The following is a 16,040-nucleotide window of genomic DNA, read 5'->3' on the forward strand; positions in this document are numbered from 1 at the left end:
ACCATGTCAACGCTTCCATCCTGGATCCGTCAGCACCTGGCGGCGCTGCGGGCACTGCTCGTTCTCACCGTGCTCGTCGGCCTCGCCTACCCGCTGGCGATCCTGGCCATCGCGCAGATCCCAGGCCTGAAGGACAACGCGGACGGCTCATTCGTCACCAACGCCGAAGGCCAGCGTGTCGGCTCGTCGCTGATCGGCCAGTCGTTCACCGACGCCGACGGAAACGCGCTGCTCACCTATTTCCAGAGCCGACCTTCCGCCGCCGGTGACGGCTACGACCCGACGTCCACCTCGGCGTCCAACCTCGGCCCCGAGGACGTCGTCGACGGCATCGACGACCCCGCCACACCCAACGAGGACGAGAGCGGGCAGAGCCTGCTCACCCAGGTCTGCGAACGCAGCCTGGCGATCGGCGAGCGGGAAGGGGTCGACGGCAGCCGCAGGTACTGCACCGCCTCCGGCGTCGGCGCCGTCCTCGCCGTCTACCATGCTGGCCCCGGGTTCGAGGGTGCCATCACTCGCGTCGTCAGCGTCAACGAGGCGTGCCCCGCCACCCCGTTCCTCGCCAGCTACCAGGGTGTGGCCGTCGAGTGTCGTACGCCCGGCGATGACATCGCCGCCGGTGAGCGGGTCCTCGTCCGTGGCGATGCCCCGGAGAAGCCGGTGGTGCCCGCTGACGCCGTGACCGCCAGCGCCAGCGGCCTCGACCCCGGCATCAGCCCGGCCTACGCCGAGCTGCAGGTTCCCCGGATAGCCCGGGAACGCGACATGTCCCTCAACCAGGTGCGCGACCTCGTCGACAAGCACACCACCGGCCGGGCGCTGGGCTTCCTCGGAGAGCCGAGCGTCAACGTCCTGGAACTGAACCTCGATCTCGACCGTGCCACGGCCGCCCCGTGAACCGCCCGTAATACACCGCGCCCCGAAATCGTCCGGTCATCTTGGTGCGCGGCGGCCTGGGCTGGCCTGTTCCGCCTCGTCGCCGGCGGGTGCGCTCGACGCTCCGGACGATCTGAGCTGACTCGCCGCACCTGGATCAGGGGAGAAGGGCGGGGACGGGCGCGAGTGGTGGGCGGCTGTGGCGGCACGCATCGTCGGGAAGATCATTTCAGGTTGGATCTTCGCGGTGAGCCCGTAGGCGGTGAGGTCGTCGAGCAGGTCGTGTTTGGCGTGGGCCAGGCCGAAGGCGATGCCACGGCGGGTCACCTCGGCACGCAGGTCCTCCAGTGCGTCGAGTGCCGTGATGTCGACCTCGACGATGGCCTCCATGTTGAGGACGAACCAGTCGACCTCCTCGCTGCATGCGTCGAGAGCCGCGAGCGCACGGCGGCGGAAGTTCTCGGCGTTGGCGAAGAACAGCGGCGAGTCGTACCGGTAGGCGAACAGGCCCGGAACGGTGCGGGCGTTCGCGTAGTCGTCCACGTCGTGCATCCCGTCCAGGCCGGGAACCTGCCCCAGCACCGCGTCGTGGGGGCGGGCGACCCGGGCCAGCAGGTCCAGCAGCGACACGGCGATGGCCACCAGCACCCCGTACAGGATGTCGAAGACCAGGACACCCACCGCGGCGGTGAGCGCGAGCGCCAGCTCGCTGCGCCGGAACGAGGCAAGCTGGCGGAAGCCGGCGACGTCGATCAGCCTGGTCGCGGCGAAGATGATGATCGCGCCGAGGGTCGCCATCGGGAACATCGCCAGCGCGGGACGTCCGAAGGCGAGGACCAGGACGACCGCGCCGAGCGCGACCAGGGAGTACAGCTGGGTCCGTGCGCCGCTGGAGGCGGCGAGCGCGGTACGGCTCCCGCTGCTGCTGACCGGGAAGCCCTGCCCCACGCCGGCTCCCAGGTTCGCCGCGCCGAGCGCGAACAACTCCCGGTTGGCATTGATCTGGTGGCTGTCGCGCCCGCCGAAGGCGCGGGCGGTGAGCATGTTGTCGGCGAAGCCGACGAACAGAACGCCGAGCGCGGACGGAGCGAGGTCGACGAGGTCGGACCCCGTCGGCAGCGCCAGGTGCGGGAGGCCGGCCTCGACGTCACCGACCACTCGCACGCCGTGCTCGTCGAGGCCGAACGCCCAGACCGCGACCGTCGCGATCGTGATCACGATGAGCGGGCTCGGCAGGCGGGGCGTCCACCGGTGCAGCGCCACGAGCAGCGCGAGCGAGGCGATGGAAACCATGAGGGTCTTCCCGTGCAGGTGGTGCAGCGAGGTGGCGAACGAGTGGAGCTCCCCGTACAGGCTGTCGCCGTCGACCGGGACTCCGGTCACCTTCTCCAACTGCCCGACGATCATGATGATCGCGACCCCGGCGAGGTAGCCGACGAGGATCGGCCGGGAGAGCAGGTGGGCGATGACACCGAGCCGCGCGAACCCGGCGGCCACCGCGAATACCCCGACCCCCACGGCGAGCGTGGCCGCGAGAGCGGCATGCCGGGACGGATCACCGTCCGCCAGTGGGGCGACGGCAGCCGCCGTCATCAGCGCGGTGGTTGATTCCGGGCCGACCGAGAGCAGCCTCGACGACCCCAGCAGCGCGTACGCGACCATGGCGGGAGCGATCGCCCACAGGCCCGCGACGGGTGCCACGCCCGCGAGCGCGCCGTAGGCCATGACCTGCGGGATCAGATAGGCGGCCACCGTGAGGCCGCTGGTGACGTCCCCCCGAACCCACCGGCGGGAGTAGTGCGGCGGGCGCGGGAGACGCGGGTGGAACACGGGGAACGGCTCTCCTGTTCGGCGGCGACGGTGACGACGAATGCCACCCTCAGGAAGAACAACACCCGTGGTGGGGGATGGCAAGATTCCACCGGGCTCGCCAGGAGGACCGACGCCCGTCCTAACCGCTCGGCCGTAGCCCGGTGCTCATCAGGATCGCGCTATGCCGGGCCGAGTGATGGTTTCGTCGTTGTCGCGGAGGAGGGCCTTGATGGCGTCGCCGCACAGCTTTCGAACCTGGTTCGGGTCGGCGGTGTCGGGCTGGGCCAGCGACATCGCGGCGGCGCCGCGGACCAGGCCCATGACCACAACGGCCGCCGCGGCCGGGTCGATGTCGGCGCGGATCGATCCGTCCTGCTGGCCGGCCTGGATCTGACCTGTCAGCTCGTGGTGTCGGAGGCGGGCCGCTTCGCGGACGGCGGGTAGATCGGATTCCGTGGCGAGGCTGGCACCCCAGAGCACGACGACGGCGCGGGCTTCCGCGTCGGCGGCGGCGAACAGCTCGAGATAGGTGTCCATCGTGACGCACAGGATCTCCAGTGCGGTGAGTTCCGCACGGTCGCGCTGGGCTCGTTCGAGCGCGGCGGAGGTCGCGGCGATCGCCTGTTCCTGGGCGCGCGTGGCGAGCCGGCCGATCAGTGCTTCCTTGGATCCGAAGTGGTAGGCGGGCAGCTCTCGGCTGCTGCCCGCTCGCGTTCCGATGCCGCGCAGCGACGCCCGTTCGACGCCACGCTCGACGATCATCTCGGCGGCCGCTCGTAGCAGTGCGGCCTCGGCTGCCGCGCGCCGCTCGGCCTGTGTCCGTCGTGCCGGTGCGCGTCCCGCCTCCACGTCGCTGAATCTACCGAGCGTCCCGAGAGGCGGACTGGCCGACAGATCTTTACTTCCTTGGCGTGCGCCAGGTAAGTTTTCGCGGCCGAGTCCTGGTAGCCGAGTCCCGCCGCCGGCGATCGCCGTGCGCTGCGCTGACGGGTGTGACGGGTGTGACGAGGAAGGCGGGGTTGTGACCGAGAAGAGATTCGCGGGGAAGTCGGTGATCGTCACCGGTGCGGGCAACGGCCTGGGCCGGGCCTACGCCGAGGCGTTCGCCGCCGAGGGCGCGTCGGTGACGGTCGCCGACATCGACCTGTCGGCGGCCCGGGAAGCCGCCCGCGCCATCGAGGGATCGGCGCCTGTCGGCGTCGATGTGGCCGACGAGGAGTCGGTCGCGAGCATGGTCGCGACGGCCGTCGGACGGTTCGGCGGCGTCGACGTCCTCATCAACAACGCCGGGCTGCACATGGGTCAGTACAACCTGACCAGCACGCTGCCGCTGGCGGACTGGCGCCGGTTGTTCGACGTCAACGTCTTCGGTGCCGCGCTCTGCGCGCGCCACAGCCGTGACGCGATGGTCAGCAGGGGTGGCGGAGTGATCCTCAACCAGTCATCGAACTCCTCCTACCTCGGTGGCGGTGCGTACAGCGTCTCGAAGCTGGCGCTGAACGGGCTCACGCTCTCGCTGGCCCGGGAGTTCGCCCAGGACGGGATCCGTGTCCTCGGCATCGCACCGGGGATGATCGCTTCCGAGGCGGTGCTCGAACGGCTGGAGGACACGAGCAAGCAACGCATCCTCGGCGAGCAGTTGATCAGGAGATTCGGGCGGGCGGAGGACCTGGTCGGGATGGCGCTGCTGCTCTGCTCCGACGACGCCTCCTTCGTCACCGGCCAGACCGTCACCGTCGACGGCGGATTCATCAAACGTGTCTGACGATGGAAGCCCAGCGAGGGAGCGCACTGTGAAGGTCGGATTCATCGGCCTCGGCGGTATGGGCCTGCCGATGGCGCAGCGGATCCACGCCGAGGGCCACGATCTCACCCTCTGGGCCCGCCGGCCCACGTCGCTGGAACCCTTCGCGGGCAGTGGTGTCACCGTCGCGACGACGCCGGCCGAGATGGGTGCCGAGCTCGATGCGGTCGGTGTCTGCGTGTTCGACGCGGCGGGAGTCGAGGAGGTCGTGTTCGGCCCCGCGGGCCTCGCCGAGGGCCTACGTCCCGGCGCGGTGGTGCTCGTGCACTCCACGGTCTCGCCCGGCCAGATTCAGCGGATCGCCGAACGGGCCGCCGGGTCTGGCCTGCGTGTCCTCGACGCGCCGGTGAGCGGCGGTGGGCCCAGGGCCCTCGCCGGCAAGCTGACGATCATGATCGGAGGTGACGCCGACACGCTCGCCGACGTCACCGACCTGCTGTCGGCGCTGTCCGACCATGTCGTGCACCTCGGCGGGATCGGGGCTGGCTCGAAGGCGAAGCTCATCAACAACACGTTGCTCGCCGCGCAGATCGCGCTCGCCGACGACGCGATGCGCATCGGACGGTCGCTGGATGTCGACCCCGAGGGCCTCGCGGCGATCCTCATGTCGAGCAGCTCCGCGTGCCTCGGCTCGTCGGTCCGGCTTCGCGGGCTATCGCCTCCAGCAGGGCCTCGTTGTCGAGGTTGGCGGTCTGCCATTCAGCCTGGTCGGCCCACTGGAGCATGAGTTCCGGGACGCGTTCGGGGGTGGGGGCCGCCAGGACGCACCGGTGACGATGTTGCTGGAGGTCTTGTACTGGCCGCGGTCGTGAGTCAGATGGTCCATCAACGCGGAGTGCAGGTCCCGGACGAGGTCGGTGGTCAGCGGTTCGCCGTCGGCGACGGCCGTCAGGAGGCGGGCGAGAGCCTGGTAGTGGTTGGTGACCTCGTACAACTCGCGCACCGGCGTCCCGGCCACGGGTACCCGTTCGTCGACCAGCAGGGTGATGGTGTCGGCCAGGGTGAGGGTGTTGCCCTCGATCGCCGTGGAGTGGTGCGCCAGCCGCACCAGTACGTCCTCGGCGTATTCCGGCGACAGGATCCCGGTGCGGGCGACGTCGGCCAGGAACTCCGGCCGCGTCCAGGTCATGACCTGGTCCGCGCGGCATTGATCACGGCTATCAGGTCGGGCAGGGGAGTGTCCTCATACTGGCTGACGGCGCGGGCCTCCAGAACCCCGGCACGGATGGTCACCTCGACGGAATCTCCGGGGCTGACGCCCAGAGCACGCAGTTCGGCCGGGCTGATCGTGATGCCCGCCGAGTTTCCGATCGTGACGACCTTCTTGCGCATACGAACAGCGTACGTCCCGTACGAACACGTAGGGTCGTGGCGGCCGGCGGGTCCGTGGGCTAACGGCTCAGCTCCATCAGCCGGGCGAGCTCCTCATCACGGAAGCTGGTGCCACCCATGCTCAGGACCTGGCGGATCGGCATCGAGGAGATCGATTCGAGCAGGTCCGGGTTCTGTTCGAGGGCTTTCCGGGACTGTTCGGTCATTCCTCCGCCGAGGGAGCGCCGCAACTGTGGGCCGACGACGGGGTGGTGCAGCCAGTCGCCGAACGGGGAGTCGAGGCTCAGCGGCCGGTGGCCGGAGTCGCCGGTCAGGGTGATGGTCCGCTCGGCGACGATGTGCGCGGCGTTCTCGCCGACCTGGATCGTGTAGTCGCCGGGGGCGACCACCCACCGCCGCAGCTCGATGTCGTAGTAGGTGAAGGCCCGCCGATCCAGATCGAGATCGACCGTGCGGGTCTCGCCCGGCCGAAGGGTGATCTTCTTGAAGGCCCGCAGCTCCCGGACGGGGCGCCGGACGGGCCCCGCGGCGGTGGCGACGTAGACCTGGATGACGTGCCGACCGGCCCGGTCACCGGTGTTCGTCGCGGTCACGTGGGCGGTGGCGGTGTTGTCCCCGGTCAGGCTGACCTCGAGAGCATCGGTGGTGAAGGTGGTGTAGCTCAGTCCGTGCCCGAACGGATAGCGAACGGTGCGCTCGACGGTCTGGTAACCGCGGTAGCCGACCATCACGCCTTCGCCGTAACGGACATGACCCGCCTCGCCCGGAAAGTTGAGATAACTGGGGGCGTCCGCGAGACGCAGCGGAATGGTCTCCGCGAGATGCCCGGACGGATTGGCGACGCCGAACAGGACGTCGGCGATCGCGCCGCCCGCGGCCTGGCCGAGCAGCCAGCCGGCGAGGATCGCGTCGACCTCGTCGTGCCAGCCCTCCAGCGACACGACGCCGCCGCCCGCCAGCACGACGACGGTGCGCGGCGCCGCCGCGGCGACCGCGCGGATGAGGGCCACCTGCTCGGCGGGCAGGTCGATGTGTTCCCGGTCGACGCCCTCGGTCTCCTTGTCGATCCCCGCGAACACGATCGCCACATCGGCCGCCGCGGCGATCCGCACGGCCTGCGCGAGCGACGCCTCCCGATCGTCGTGCCCGTGCCCGTGCCCGCGCTCGCTCCCGTCGCTGGACCCGGCCTCCGCCTCGGCCTCCTGATCGTCGTCCGTGCCGTCAGCCGCGTAGCCCCGCGCGTAGGTCACCGATTCGCCCAGCGCGCGGATGGCGTCCAGTGGGATGTCGACCCTGGTGGGGTTGATGCGGGAGCTGCCGCCGCCCTGGAACCGGGGGCTGGTGGCAAGGTCGCCGATGACCGCGATGCATGACGGCCGGGCGAGGGGAAGAACACCGCCGATGTTTCTGAGCAGGACGACGCAGTCGGTGGCCAGCTCCCGGGCCAGGGCATGGTGCTCGTCGACAGGAAGCTCGCCGCCCGCCTCGGCAACCAGGCCGGAGAGGGCCGCTACGCGGCGTGCGCCGGCGTCCACGTGGGCCTCGTCGAGGGCTCCGGCGCGGACGGCGCGCACGATCTCCGCGTCACTGGCGCCGCCCGTGCCGGGCATCTGCAGGTCCAGCCCCGCTGCCAGCGCGGCGACGCGGTCGTTGACTCCGCCCCAGTCGGAGACGACAACACCCGTGAAGCCCCATTCGCCGCGCAGGACGTCGGTCAGCAGCCACCGGTGCTGGGACGCGGGCGTCCCGTTGATCCGGTTGTAGGCCGCCATCACGGTCGCCGGCCGCGTCTCGGTGACGATCCGCTCGAAGGCCGCGAGGTAGATCTCCCGCAGGGTCCGCTCGTCGACGTCCGCGCTGACCCGCATCCGGTCGGTCTCCTGGTTGTTGGCCGCGAAGTGCTTCACCGACGCGCCCACCCCCTGGGCCTGCAGTCCGCGGACGTGCGCGGCGCCGAGCATGCCGGTCAGCAGCGGGTCCTCCGAGTAGTACTCGAAGTTCCGCCCGCACAGTGGCGAGCGCTTGATGTTGACGCCGGGCCCGAGGACGACCGTGACACCGAGGACGCGGGCCTCGCGGCCGACCGCCGCGCCGAGCCGCCGCGCCACCTCGACGTCCCAGCTCGACCCCACGGCGACCGCTGGTGGCAGGCAGGTGGCGGGCAGGCTGTCGTAGAAGCCCAGATGATCGGTGCCGTCGCGTTGGAGGCGGATGCCGTGCGGGCCGTCGGTGAGCACGATCGGCGGAATTCCAGCCGCCTCAACTGGTTTGGTCGTCCAGAAGTCACGCCCCGACAGCAGCGACACCTTCTGGTCCAAGGGCAGGCCGGCGGGATCGATCGACGGCATCATCTGACCTTTCGAGGATGTGTCGGCGACGGAGCGGCAGGCCCGAGCGACCTACGGCGACTTTCTGGGACTGTAAACGGTCGAGGAGGAAATCCCGCTTCGCTGGCTGCCAGTCGTACCGGTGGTCCGGAATGTCGCCGTATGCCGCCGGCTTCCTAGGCCGGGTCCCGGAAGAGCGGCGACCGCTTCTCGAAGGACGCGGTGACTGCCTCGATCTGGTTGGAGGTGCCGACCAGTGCGCTGCTCTCCTGACGTTCGAGCGCCATCTGCTCGTCCGGTGTGCGGCCGACGGCATCGGTCAGGAGCCGCTTGCCGGCGCGCACGGCGTCGGGGCTGCGGCCCGCGATCCGCGCGGCCAGCTCGAGGGACGCGGCGAGTGGGTCGGCCTCCTGCCTCGTCGCCAGCCCGAGGTGGACGGCCTCCGCTCCGGACACGGTGCGCCCGGTCCAGACGAGCTCCTTGGCGACGTCGTGGCGGACCAGGCGGGCGAGAGCGAGACTTCCCCCCATGTCCGGCACGAGCCCCCAGCGGATCTCCATGGCCGACAGCGAGGCGTCGGGCGCGACGAAGCGGATGTCGGCGCCGAGCGCGAGCTGGAGGCCGCCGCCGAGGCAGGGCCCGTGGATCGCCGCGATGACCGGAACGGCCAGCTCGGACCAGCCCGCGACGGCCCGCTGGCCGATGTTCGCGCCTTTCCTCGAGGCGACGTTCTCGGCCATCGCCGAGCTGGCCGCGCGGTCGCCCGCCATGGTCTGGAACGCCGTGAAGTCGAGGCCCGCGCAGAAACCTCGGCCTTCGCCCGACAGCACGACGGCGCGTACGGCCGGCTGCTTCCGGATCTCCCCGCATGTGTCGACGAGGGCCCGATACATGGGCCCGTCGAGCGCGTTGAGCTTCTCCGGGCGGTTCAGGCGGACGTCGGCGACACCGTCCCGGATCTCGACCACAACGCGCTCAGCCACAGACGACTCCAGGATGCGATGTTGACGTCGATATCAGTTATACCGGTGTCGCTCCGGACAGGAGCCGGTCAGGAGACAGATACGCCGGTGCTGGGAATCGGGTTGGTCTGCGCGCCGCCGTCGTCCGGTTCGTCCGCCTGCGCCGGCTCCTTCGGCCGCGCGGGCTCTTCTCCCAGCTCGGGCTGCTCGGGCTGCTCGGGCCGCGCGGGTTCGTCTGGCTGCGCAGGTGTGCCCGCGATGACGCTGGCTCCGCGCCTGATCAGTCGGACCAGGCAGAGGGCGCCGGCGACCGCCGCCGCGCCGAGAAACGGAAACGCGGGTGGGACGTAGCGGTAGTCGAAGCCGGCAGTGGCGGGCGGCAACAGGAGGGTCAGGGTGGCCAGGCCGCTGAGGAGCAGGAGCGGGGCGGCAAGCGGCCGGACCCGGAGAAACCCGCAGACCGTGCCGACCAGACCGAGGACGAGCAGGAGACCCAGGGCTGGCGCGGGAAGCGCCGCATGACGCTGGTACGTCACCAGCCAGCCAGCCGTCGGCTCGTGCGCGGTCGTCGCGAACTCCCCGTGCTCGTAGGTGCGCAGGTCCGCCGCCTCGCGGTCCTTGCGCGTCATCGACGGGGTCGGGGAGCCGAAAAGGTACCGTTCGGCGACCGAACGGCTGGGGTAGTCCTCCAGGCGGGACTCAAACGTCCGCATGAAATCCCGCCCGACGACATCCAGGTAGTCCAGAGGCTGGGCGAGAACGGCGTGGACGGCGAAATCCCGGGCGAGTTCCTCCTTCGCCGGGTCGAAGATGGGGCCGGGGATGCCGGCCAGCGGGCTGTCGCCATGCCAGATGTAGTCCGACGGGGGATTTCGCTGGTCGGTCGGCTCGGTGGGGCATAACGGCCGGAGCTCGGCGGGCGGCTTCATCACGGCGCAGTCGGCAAAGGTGGCGGTCCGGCTGTAGAGGAAAACACCGGTGCTACCCGAGGTTGCGAAACTCCCGTGCTCGGCCCGATGCCAGGAGCAGTAGGCGAGCACCGGCACGGCGAGCGTCAGCCCGAAAGCGGCCATGCTTTTCCAGGCAGGTCGCCGGGCGAGCAGCCAGATCGTGGCGGCCAGGGCGAGCGGAAGGCCCACCGAACGAGTCACCGCTGCCAGCGCCAGCGCGAGCCCCGCCACCACCGCGGACGGCACGCTGATCGATCGCTGCCAGAGCAGGCAGAGCACCGCTGTCATCAGAAGCGCCGTGAAGACCGTTTCCGAGAGCACGAGATGCTCGAGCTCGATCTGATAGGCGTCCAGCAGTTGGGGAGCGGCCCCGATCGCCGCGGCCCAGGCGGGCGCGCCCAGCCTGAGCAGGAGCGCATAGACCGCGACGCCGATGGCGAGGCCAAGGGCATGCTGGAGGAGAACCACCAGCTCGAAGCTGTGAAAGGGCTCGAGGGCGCGGAGGAAGAAGCTGTAACCCGACGGCCGGACCACATAGGGCTCCGGGCGCAGCGCGCCTGCCACGTACTCGTAGCTGTCGTTGAACCAGAGCGCCGGGCGATACCCTGTCACCGCGGCGAGCCGGACCGCCGTTCCGGCCACCAGTAATACGAGAAGCAGAACATGCTCCCGGACCGTGCGCACGGTCCAACGCCCTTCGAAGCGCCCGCGGAGACCGGGGATGTTCCGTCGCCGGCTCCGACCTTCGGCATCCCTCACCGTGCACCGTGGGATGGAAAAGGCTCACTGTTCCCGCCGACCGCGAGGGCGGGTGGAGAGGCAGCACCGGTTACAGCTGGGTTCGAACGTGACCGGCCGGTGAGTAGCGGAGCGCATGAGATCAGGCCGACCATCAGGCAGTCCCTTAAGGGTACGGTCGCGTGGCCTCTCGCCGGAGAAAAACCGGCCTCAGGTCCCGAATGGCGGAGTATTCGACCGAGGCGCGATCGAACATCGGAAACCTATCGGTGTGCTGTTCCTTACGCAAGCGAGGGAACGTGCGCCATTTCGCCGATGTAGGTAACGGGCCGTATAGGTGCGGCGGGGGGCTTTGTCGGGGCGATCCATCCGGGCTGGTCTGGTGTGGAGGGTCTTGACCTGCGCATGTCTACCTGTGAGTGGGCTGTGAGGCCCGTCCGGCGCAATGGTGCAAGATTAACGGAGAGCTACGAGCCGAATGGTATGTGATAGTGATCACAATTTTTGGTAAGGTTTTGGTGTCGCCTTCCGGTGTGGGGGTGGCGGGACCTTCCGAAAAGGCGGGGGTCGTGGTCGACTGCCAACGCGAGCTTCATCCGGTGGGTATCAGCGCGTTTCCAGGGCTATGCGCCGCAGTGTTGCCGTCGCCGTGGCCGGCTCGGCCACGGCGGTAACGATGGTCCTTCCGGCGAGCGAAGCACCCACAACGCCCCCGCCCCGCGGCGGCCGCCGGTGACCACCACCTCCCGTGCCGGCCGTTATGGTCGGGGCGGGTCCCCGAGCACGAGGAGAGCCGAGCGCCCGTGACCGTCGCCCGCTCCGTCGCCCTGTTCGTCGTCGCCGCGCTGTTCGAGATCGGTGGCGCCTGGCTCGTGTGGCAGGGGACGCGCGAGCATCGTGGCCTGCTGTGGGTGGGTGCCGGCGTCATCGCGCTCGGGCTTTACGGGTTCGTTGCCACCCTGCAGCCGGACGGCGAGTTCGGCCGCATCCTCGCCGCTTATGGAGGGGTCTTCGTCGCCGGCTCGATCGGGTGGGGGATCGTCGCTGACGGCTACCGCCCGGACCGTTTTGATCTCGCCGGCGCCGCCGTCTGCCTCGTCGGTATGGCGATCATCATGTACGCGCCCCGCGGCGGCTGATCGTCAGCTCTGCCCGGCGTCCGTCAGCTTGGCTCGGCGTCAGGGGGAGACCAGGCGGCGACGAGGTCGAGCAGGCCGGGAAAGTGCGTCGAGATCGTCGACGCGAACGTGGCTGCGGCGTTCCAGACCGTACTGGCGCTGGCGAAGCACTGCCGTGCTGCTGGCTGGTGCGCTGACCGCCACGGCCAGCGCGGACGCACTGGTCGTGGCGGTCCATGCCCGTGCTGTGCCGGCTCTCGTCGTCGCCGCGCTGCTCGCCGGCGCTGGCCAGGGCATGGGCCGGCTCGGTGGGTTGGCCGACACAGCTTTGTCAAAGGTTCGCCATCGAGGGCACACAGAATCGAAAACTAGCGTGACGACCGTCGCGGGACGAAAAGGCGGGCCCTTGAATAACAGGGCGATTCGGCGCCATCAGCGACGTGATTTCCGGCAGTCGGTCGGAATTCGTTCCAGACAATGGAGGTCTGAAGTCGATGCGAGTTTCGATGAATGTACGCCGCAGCATTGCCGTCGCGATGGCCGGCTCGGCGGCCGCCGTCTCCCTTGCGCTGCCGGCGAGCGCCGCCACGACGGCGCCCCCGGCCAAGGAGGCCGTGACCGCGCACGTCGCACCGGTCAAGGCCAACGTCCGGCTCGACATCACCATCGCGCAGAGCGCCGTGCCCGCCGGCGCCCGGGCGATTCTGGTCAAGAACGTGACCACCGGCGCCACCGTGGGCGTCTACACGCTGAACCAGAAGACCGCCACCCACATCGTGGTGACGGTTCCGGTCGGCACCACGCTGGACGTCTCCGCACTGAGCGCAGCGAACGCGAAGAAGCCGGCCGGCCTCGGCACGGTTCGAGTGGTCGTGGGCGGGAAGGGTTCGACGGTGTCCGGCAACAGCGTCACCATCACCTTCCGGAAGGGCGTCAAGCCGGTCGCCGCTCCGAGCGCGCAGCTCAAGAACCTGGGCGCGAAGATCAGCGTGCGCTGACCGCTGCCCACCACGCCGCCGGGCCCGGCCCCCAGGAGGGGGGAGCCGGGCCCGGCGGCCGGCATTTCCGCAGACGCCGGTCGGACCTGCTCATCGTGCGCCCGACCGCCCGACCGCCCGACCGCCCGACCGCCCGACCGCCCGACCGCCCGACCGCCCGACCGCCCGAGCTGCCTGCTGCGCGACGCCGCCTCCGTGGAGAGCCAGGGGCTGGTGAGAGCGCTGAAAGTCCGGGAGCGAGGACGTCAGGCGGTGCTGCCGGCCCGCCACCCACGTCTCCCGGCTCTGCCCGCCGCGCGCCCGGCCCTGCTCCGTCGAGGAGCCGGCGTCCGGGCTGCCTGCTGAGGCGTCAGAACGTGGCCGGAGCGTTGAACCCGGTGAGGCTCGCCGCGGCGATGGCGGCATCCTCGCCGTCGAGCGAGCGCCAGAAGTCCGGGCCTGGGACGGCCTCGACGACCATCCGGCGGCCACCATCCCAGCCCGCGTCGAAGGCGAGGCGCCAGGCGTGCAGGAAGGTGCGGGTCGTCGGCGCGCGCTCGAAGAGTGGATCTCCCTCGATGGGATGCCCGACCCAGGCGAGGTGGACGCGGATCTGATGCCGCCGGCCGCTGACCGGATGCGCCGCGACCAACGTGTGCTCGGTGCCCTCCCACAACCGCGCGAGGTGGGTGACCGACGGATAGGTCCGCACGTGCGGGAACGTCTTGGCCGTGGGCACCGTCCACAGCCAGGGGGCGGCCTCGGGGTCGGGTGCCGCCGCGGCTGTGCTGGCCCCGGTGGTGTCGGCTGGACCGGCGTCCGCCGTGACGGTGACGATGTCAGCGCGGTTGGCGGCGATCCGCACCCGGTTCTTGCGGCCGACGCTGAGCGGCAGGTCGATCGTCGCCGTGGCCGGGATGCCATGGGTACGGGTCAGCGCGAGGTAGGTCTTGTCCACCGTGCGCCGGTTGAACTGCCGGGTGAGGTCGCCGTGGTGGCGCAGCTGCTTGGCGAACAGGACGACGCCCGAGGTGACCTTGTCGATGCGGTGGGCGGGGAACAGCTCCTCGCCGGCCTCCCGGGCCATGGACACCAGATCCGTGTCGTGGCGCTCACCCATGACGGCCACACCGACCGGCTTGTCCAACGCGAGCACAGCCTCGTCCTCGAAGATCTTGTGCTCCTCCCGGATCGTTGTCCACTCCGTCACGCGACCACCCATCCCCACAGTGCTGATGCTCACAATTCAAGTATTCGCCACACGGCAACTCGACGAACGGGAACCTGCTGGAAGGAGGAGCTCCACTCTGGCTGGCATGGGCTGCCGATGTTTCCCGAGCGAGCCGGGGGCTGGGCGACTACGCCGAGCTTGGAGCTGGAGTGGGGCCGGGCCCGACACTCCGGGCCGACTGCGCGCGACCTGATGTCGGAAATTGTTGGCCGATTCGTGTAGTAAGCCCAGTACCAGCTAGTTCGCCCGTAGCGGCAGAAGGGACCATCATGACTGCCGGCTCCCGCCAAGCAGACGACTCGTCACCTTCGGTGAGTGCTTCGCGTGCGCCGGGGTTGACCGCCTCGGTGCCCTACCAGCCGGTGGCGTCGTCCGCGGAGATCGAGGGACGCGCGCCTGCCACCAGGCCGAGCCGCGTCCCGACAGCGGGTGCCCGTAACGCTGCCGGCGACGCCGCGCCGTCGATGGACGTCGTGCCTTCGGTCGAGGTCGTGCCATCGGTCGAGGTCGTTCCTTCGGTCGAGGTCGTGGCGCCCGTCGAGAGCGTCGACTGGTTCGTGGCCGGCGAGAACGGGAGCGTCGGCCCGCCGATGGCCCGGCCGCGGGCGGCCGCCGGCGCGCTCTTCTTCGACGAGGAGGGCCGCGTGTTGCTGGTGGAACCCTCCTACAAGCCCGGGTGGGACATCCCCGGGGGGTTCATCGAGCCCGGTGAATCGCCGTACGCGGCCTGCGTCCGCGAGGTCGAGGAGGAGATCGGCATTGTGCCGCCGATCGGTTCACTGCTCGTGGTGGACTGGGCCTCGGACGAGCACACCGGGGACATGCTGCTTTTCGTCTTTGACGGCGGTCTGCTTCCGTCCGACTGGCGGGAGCGGATCCGGCTGGACATGAACGAGATCATCAACTGCGCCTTCACGCCGCTGTCGGACGTGGGGGAGAAGCTTCCCGTCCTGCATGCGCGCCGGGTGCGGGCGGCGGCCGGTCTGCGGGCGGGGCACGGCGGAGCCGGCTACCTCGAACACGGCTATCTGACGCCCGCTGCACCCGCGGTTTCGTCGGCTCCGGCGGGTGCGGCGCAGCGCACCGAATCGACCGAGTGAGCGGTTCTCGGCCGGCCGTCGAGTCGAACGGACGCCGCCCGCACGCCGCCCGGGTGCCTTCGGGAGACTGAGCCATTTCCATTCGGTGCGTGCGGAGGGGCGGGCGCGATGGGAAGACGTCTTGCGGCGGGAGTCGCCGCGGCGCTGGTCGCCGCGGTCCTGATCGCGGCCTGCGGGCCCGACCGTGCCAGCCAGCACGGCAAGGGTGGTCAGGGCAGCGGGAACGGCGAGGGCGTCGCCGGCGGTCTCACCCGTGTGCGCCTGCAGTTGCAGTGGTTCACCCAGGCGCAGTTCGCCGGGTACATCGCGGCCCGGGACAAGGGCTTCTACACGGACGTCGGCCTGACCGTCGAGATCCTCCAGGGCGGCACCGAGATCGTTCCGCAGACCGTGCTGGCCGAAGGCAAGGCCGACTTCGCGGTGGCCTGGGTCCCCAAGGCACTCGCCTCGCGGGAGCAGGGCGCGCGGATCACCGAGGTCGGCCAGATCTTCCAGCGTTCGGGAAGCTGGCAGGTGAGCTTCGCCGACGCGGGGATCGAGAAACCGGCGGACCTGCGCGGCCGCCGCGTCGGGACCTGGGGTTTCGGTAACGAGTACGAGCTGTTCGCCGGTATCACCGGTGCCGGCCTCGACCCGGGGGCGGACGTCACCCTGGTGCAGCAGGATTTCGACGTGAAGGCGTTGCTCTCCGGTGCCATCGATGCCGGCGCGGCGATGAGCTACAACGAGTACGCCCAGATTCTCGAGGCGGTGAACCCGAAGACCGGCAAGCTTTACACCTCCCGGGATCTCAGCGTCATCGACTGGAAC

General features: G+C 70.1%; 15 protein-coding genes and 1 pseudogene. 7 read left to right on the plus strand and 9 right to left on the minus strand.

From position 1 onward, the window contains the following. Nucleotides 1-3: 3 nt before the first annotated feature. Nucleotides 4-900 (plus strand): potassium-transporting ATPase subunit C, encoded by an 897-nt coding sequence (locus FREUN1FDRAFT_RS26745; protein ID WP_006543398.1) that lies wholly within the window; start codon nucleotides 4-6, stop codon nucleotides 898-900. A gap of 36 nt (nucleotides 901-936) precedes the next feature. Here the strand turns inward: FREUN1FDRAFT_RS26745 and FREUN1FDRAFT_RS26750 are convergent, their stop codons facing one another. Together FREUN1FDRAFT_RS26750 and FREUN1FDRAFT_RS26755 are read right to left on the minus strand one after the other, a co-directional pair. Continuing rightward, complete coding sequence (locus FREUN1FDRAFT_RS26750; RefSeq protein WP_006543399.1) at nucleotides 937-2,709, minus strand: SulP family inorganic anion transporter; 1,773 nt, start codon at nucleotides 2,707-2,709, stop codon at nucleotides 937-939. Nucleotides 2,710-2,859: 150 nt separating this feature from the next. Continuing rightward, nucleotides 2,860-3,540, minus strand: coding sequence for a TetR/AcrR family transcriptional regulator (locus FREUN1FDRAFT_RS26755; RefSeq protein WP_063745352.1), 681 nt, complete (start codon nucleotides 3,538-3,540; stop codon nucleotides 2,860-2,862). 172 nt (nucleotides 3,541-3,712) lie between these two features. On the opposite strand from FREUN1FDRAFT_RS26755, the gene FREUN1FDRAFT_RS26760 reads away from it, so the two are divergent. Together FREUN1FDRAFT_RS26760 and FREUN1FDRAFT_RS26765 are read left to right on the plus strand one after the other, a co-directional pair. Next, nucleotides 3,713-4,456 (plus strand): SDR family oxidoreductase, encoded by a 744-nt coding sequence (locus tag FREUN1FDRAFT_RS26760; protein WP_006543401.1) that lies wholly within the window; start codon nucleotides 3,713-3,715, stop codon nucleotides 4,454-4,456. Between the two features lie 28 nt (nucleotides 4,457-4,484). Then, nucleotides 4,485-5,222, plus strand: a complete 738-nt coding sequence (locus FREUN1FDRAFT_RS26765) for an NAD(P)-dependent oxidoreductase (RefSeq protein WP_006543402.1) — start codon at nucleotides 4,485-4,487, stop codon at nucleotides 5,220-5,222. On the opposite strand, the gene FREUN1FDRAFT_RS26770 is transcribed toward FREUN1FDRAFT_RS26765, so the two are convergent. The 5 genes from FREUN1FDRAFT_RS26770 to FREUN1FDRAFT_RS26790 form a co-directional block, all read right to left on the minus strand. After that, nucleotides 5,148-5,624, minus strand: coding sequence for a Fic family protein (locus FREUN1FDRAFT_RS26770; protein WP_006543403.1), 477 nt, complete (start codon nucleotides 5,622-5,624; stop codon nucleotides 5,148-5,150). The two genes, FREUN1FDRAFT_RS26765 and FREUN1FDRAFT_RS26770, sit on opposite strands and share 75 nt — an antisense overlap. Next, the gene (locus FREUN1FDRAFT_RS26775; RefSeq protein ID WP_006543404.1) at nucleotides 5,621-5,827 is read right to left on the minus strand and encodes an AbrB/MazE/SpoVT family DNA-binding domain-containing protein; all 207 of its coding nucleotides are present in this window, start codon (nucleotides 5,825-5,827) and stop codon (nucleotides 5,621-5,623) included. Before FREUN1FDRAFT_RS26775 ends, FREUN1FDRAFT_RS26770 begins: the two co-directional genes overlap by 4 nt. A 59-nt stretch (nucleotides 5,828-5,886) precedes the next feature. After that, on the minus strand, nucleotides 5,887-8,175 hold the full coding sequence (locus tag FREUN1FDRAFT_RS26780) for a glycoside hydrolase family 3 C-terminal domain-containing protein (protein ID WP_006543405.1): 2,289 nt from the start codon (nucleotides 8,173-8,175) through the stop codon (nucleotides 5,887-5,889). Between the two features lie 155 nt (nucleotides 8,176-8,330). Then, nucleotides 8,331-9,137, minus strand: a complete 807-nt coding sequence (locus tag FREUN1FDRAFT_RS26785; RefSeq protein ID WP_006543406.1) for a crotonase/enoyl-CoA hydratase family protein — start codon at nucleotides 9,135-9,137, stop codon at nucleotides 8,331-8,333. A 68-nt stretch (nucleotides 9,138-9,205) separates the two neighbouring features. Continuing rightward, the gene (locus FREUN1FDRAFT_RS26790) at nucleotides 9,206-10,750 is read right to left on the minus strand and encodes a hypothetical protein (protein WP_006543407.1); all 1,545 of its coding nucleotides are present in this window, start codon (nucleotides 10,748-10,750) and stop codon (nucleotides 9,206-9,208) included. Between the two features lie 857 nt (nucleotides 10,751-11,607). On the opposite strand from FREUN1FDRAFT_RS26790, the gene FREUN1FDRAFT_RS26795 reads away from it, so the two are divergent. Further along, the gene (locus FREUN1FDRAFT_RS26795; RefSeq protein ID WP_006543408.1) at nucleotides 11,608-11,943 is read left to right on the plus strand and encodes a YnfA family protein; all 336 of its coding nucleotides are present in this window, start codon (nucleotides 11,608-11,610) and stop codon (nucleotides 11,941-11,943) included. A gap of 23 nt (nucleotides 11,944-11,966) precedes the next feature. Here the strand turns inward: FREUN1FDRAFT_RS26795 and FREUN1FDRAFT_RS48230 are convergent. Further along, nucleotides 11,967-12,093, minus strand: a pseudogene (locus tag FREUN1FDRAFT_RS48230) (ArsR family transcriptional regulator); the annotation flags it as partial. Between the two features lie 335 nt (nucleotides 12,094-12,428). On the opposite strand from FREUN1FDRAFT_RS48230, the gene FREUN1FDRAFT_RS26800 reads away from it, so the two are divergent. Continuing rightward, nucleotides 12,429-12,920, plus strand: a complete 492-nt coding sequence (locus tag FREUN1FDRAFT_RS26800; protein WP_232295424.1) for a transcriptional regulator — start codon at nucleotides 12,429-12,431, stop codon at nucleotides 12,918-12,920. Nucleotides 12,921-13,269: 349 nt separating this feature from the next. Here the strand turns inward: FREUN1FDRAFT_RS26800 and FREUN1FDRAFT_RS26805 are convergent, their stop codons facing one another. After that, a complete protein-coding gene (locus tag FREUN1FDRAFT_RS26805) occupies nucleotides 13,270-14,109 on the minus strand; it encodes an RluA family pseudouridine synthase (protein WP_006543410.1) in 840 nt (279 codons plus the stop codon). A gap of 332 nt (nucleotides 14,110-14,441) precedes the next feature. On the opposite strand from FREUN1FDRAFT_RS26805, the gene FREUN1FDRAFT_RS26810 reads away from it, so the two are divergent. Together FREUN1FDRAFT_RS26810 and FREUN1FDRAFT_RS26815 are read left to right on the plus strand one after the other, a co-directional pair. Continuing rightward, nucleotides 14,442-15,230, plus strand: a complete 789-nt coding sequence (locus FREUN1FDRAFT_RS26810) for an NUDIX hydrolase (protein ID WP_035953676.1) — start codon at nucleotides 14,442-14,444, stop codon at nucleotides 15,228-15,230. Nucleotides 15,231-15,338: 108 nt separating this feature from the next. Further along, nucleotides 15,339-16,040, plus strand: a 702-nt coding sequence (locus tag FREUN1FDRAFT_RS26815; RefSeq protein WP_006543412.1) for an ABC transporter substrate-binding protein, incomplete at its 3' end; no start/stop codon positions are given.

The organism is Parafrankia sp. EUN1f, from assembly GCF_000177675.1.
Taxonomy (GTDB): Bacteria; Actinomycetota; Actinomycetes; order Frankiales; family Frankiaceae; genus Parafrankia.

What these genes read in the sequence shown, in the direction of transcription:
- FREUN1FDRAFT_RS26775 (WP_006543404.1), bottom strand. Translation starts at nt 5,827, where the DNA reads ATGCGCAAGAAGGTCGTCACGATCGGAAACTCGGCGGGCATCACGATC.
- FREUN1FDRAFT_RS26745 (WP_006543398.1), top strand. Translation starts at nt 4, where the DNA reads ATGTCAACGCTTCCATCCTGGATCCGTCAGCACCTGGCGGCGCTGCGG.
- FREUN1FDRAFT_RS26800 (WP_232295424.1), top strand. Translation starts at nt 12,429, where the DNA reads ATGAATGTACGCCGCAGCATTGCCGTCGCGATGGCCGGCTCGGCGGCC.
- FREUN1FDRAFT_RS26780 (WP_006543405.1), bottom strand. Translation starts at nt 8,175, where the DNA reads ATGCCGTCGATCGATCCCGCCGGCCTGCCCTTGGACCAGAAGGTGTCG.
- FREUN1FDRAFT_RS26770 (WP_006543403.1), bottom strand. Translation starts at nt 5,624, where the DNA reads ATGACCTGGACGCGGCCGGAGTTCCTGGCCGACGTCGCCCGCACCGGG.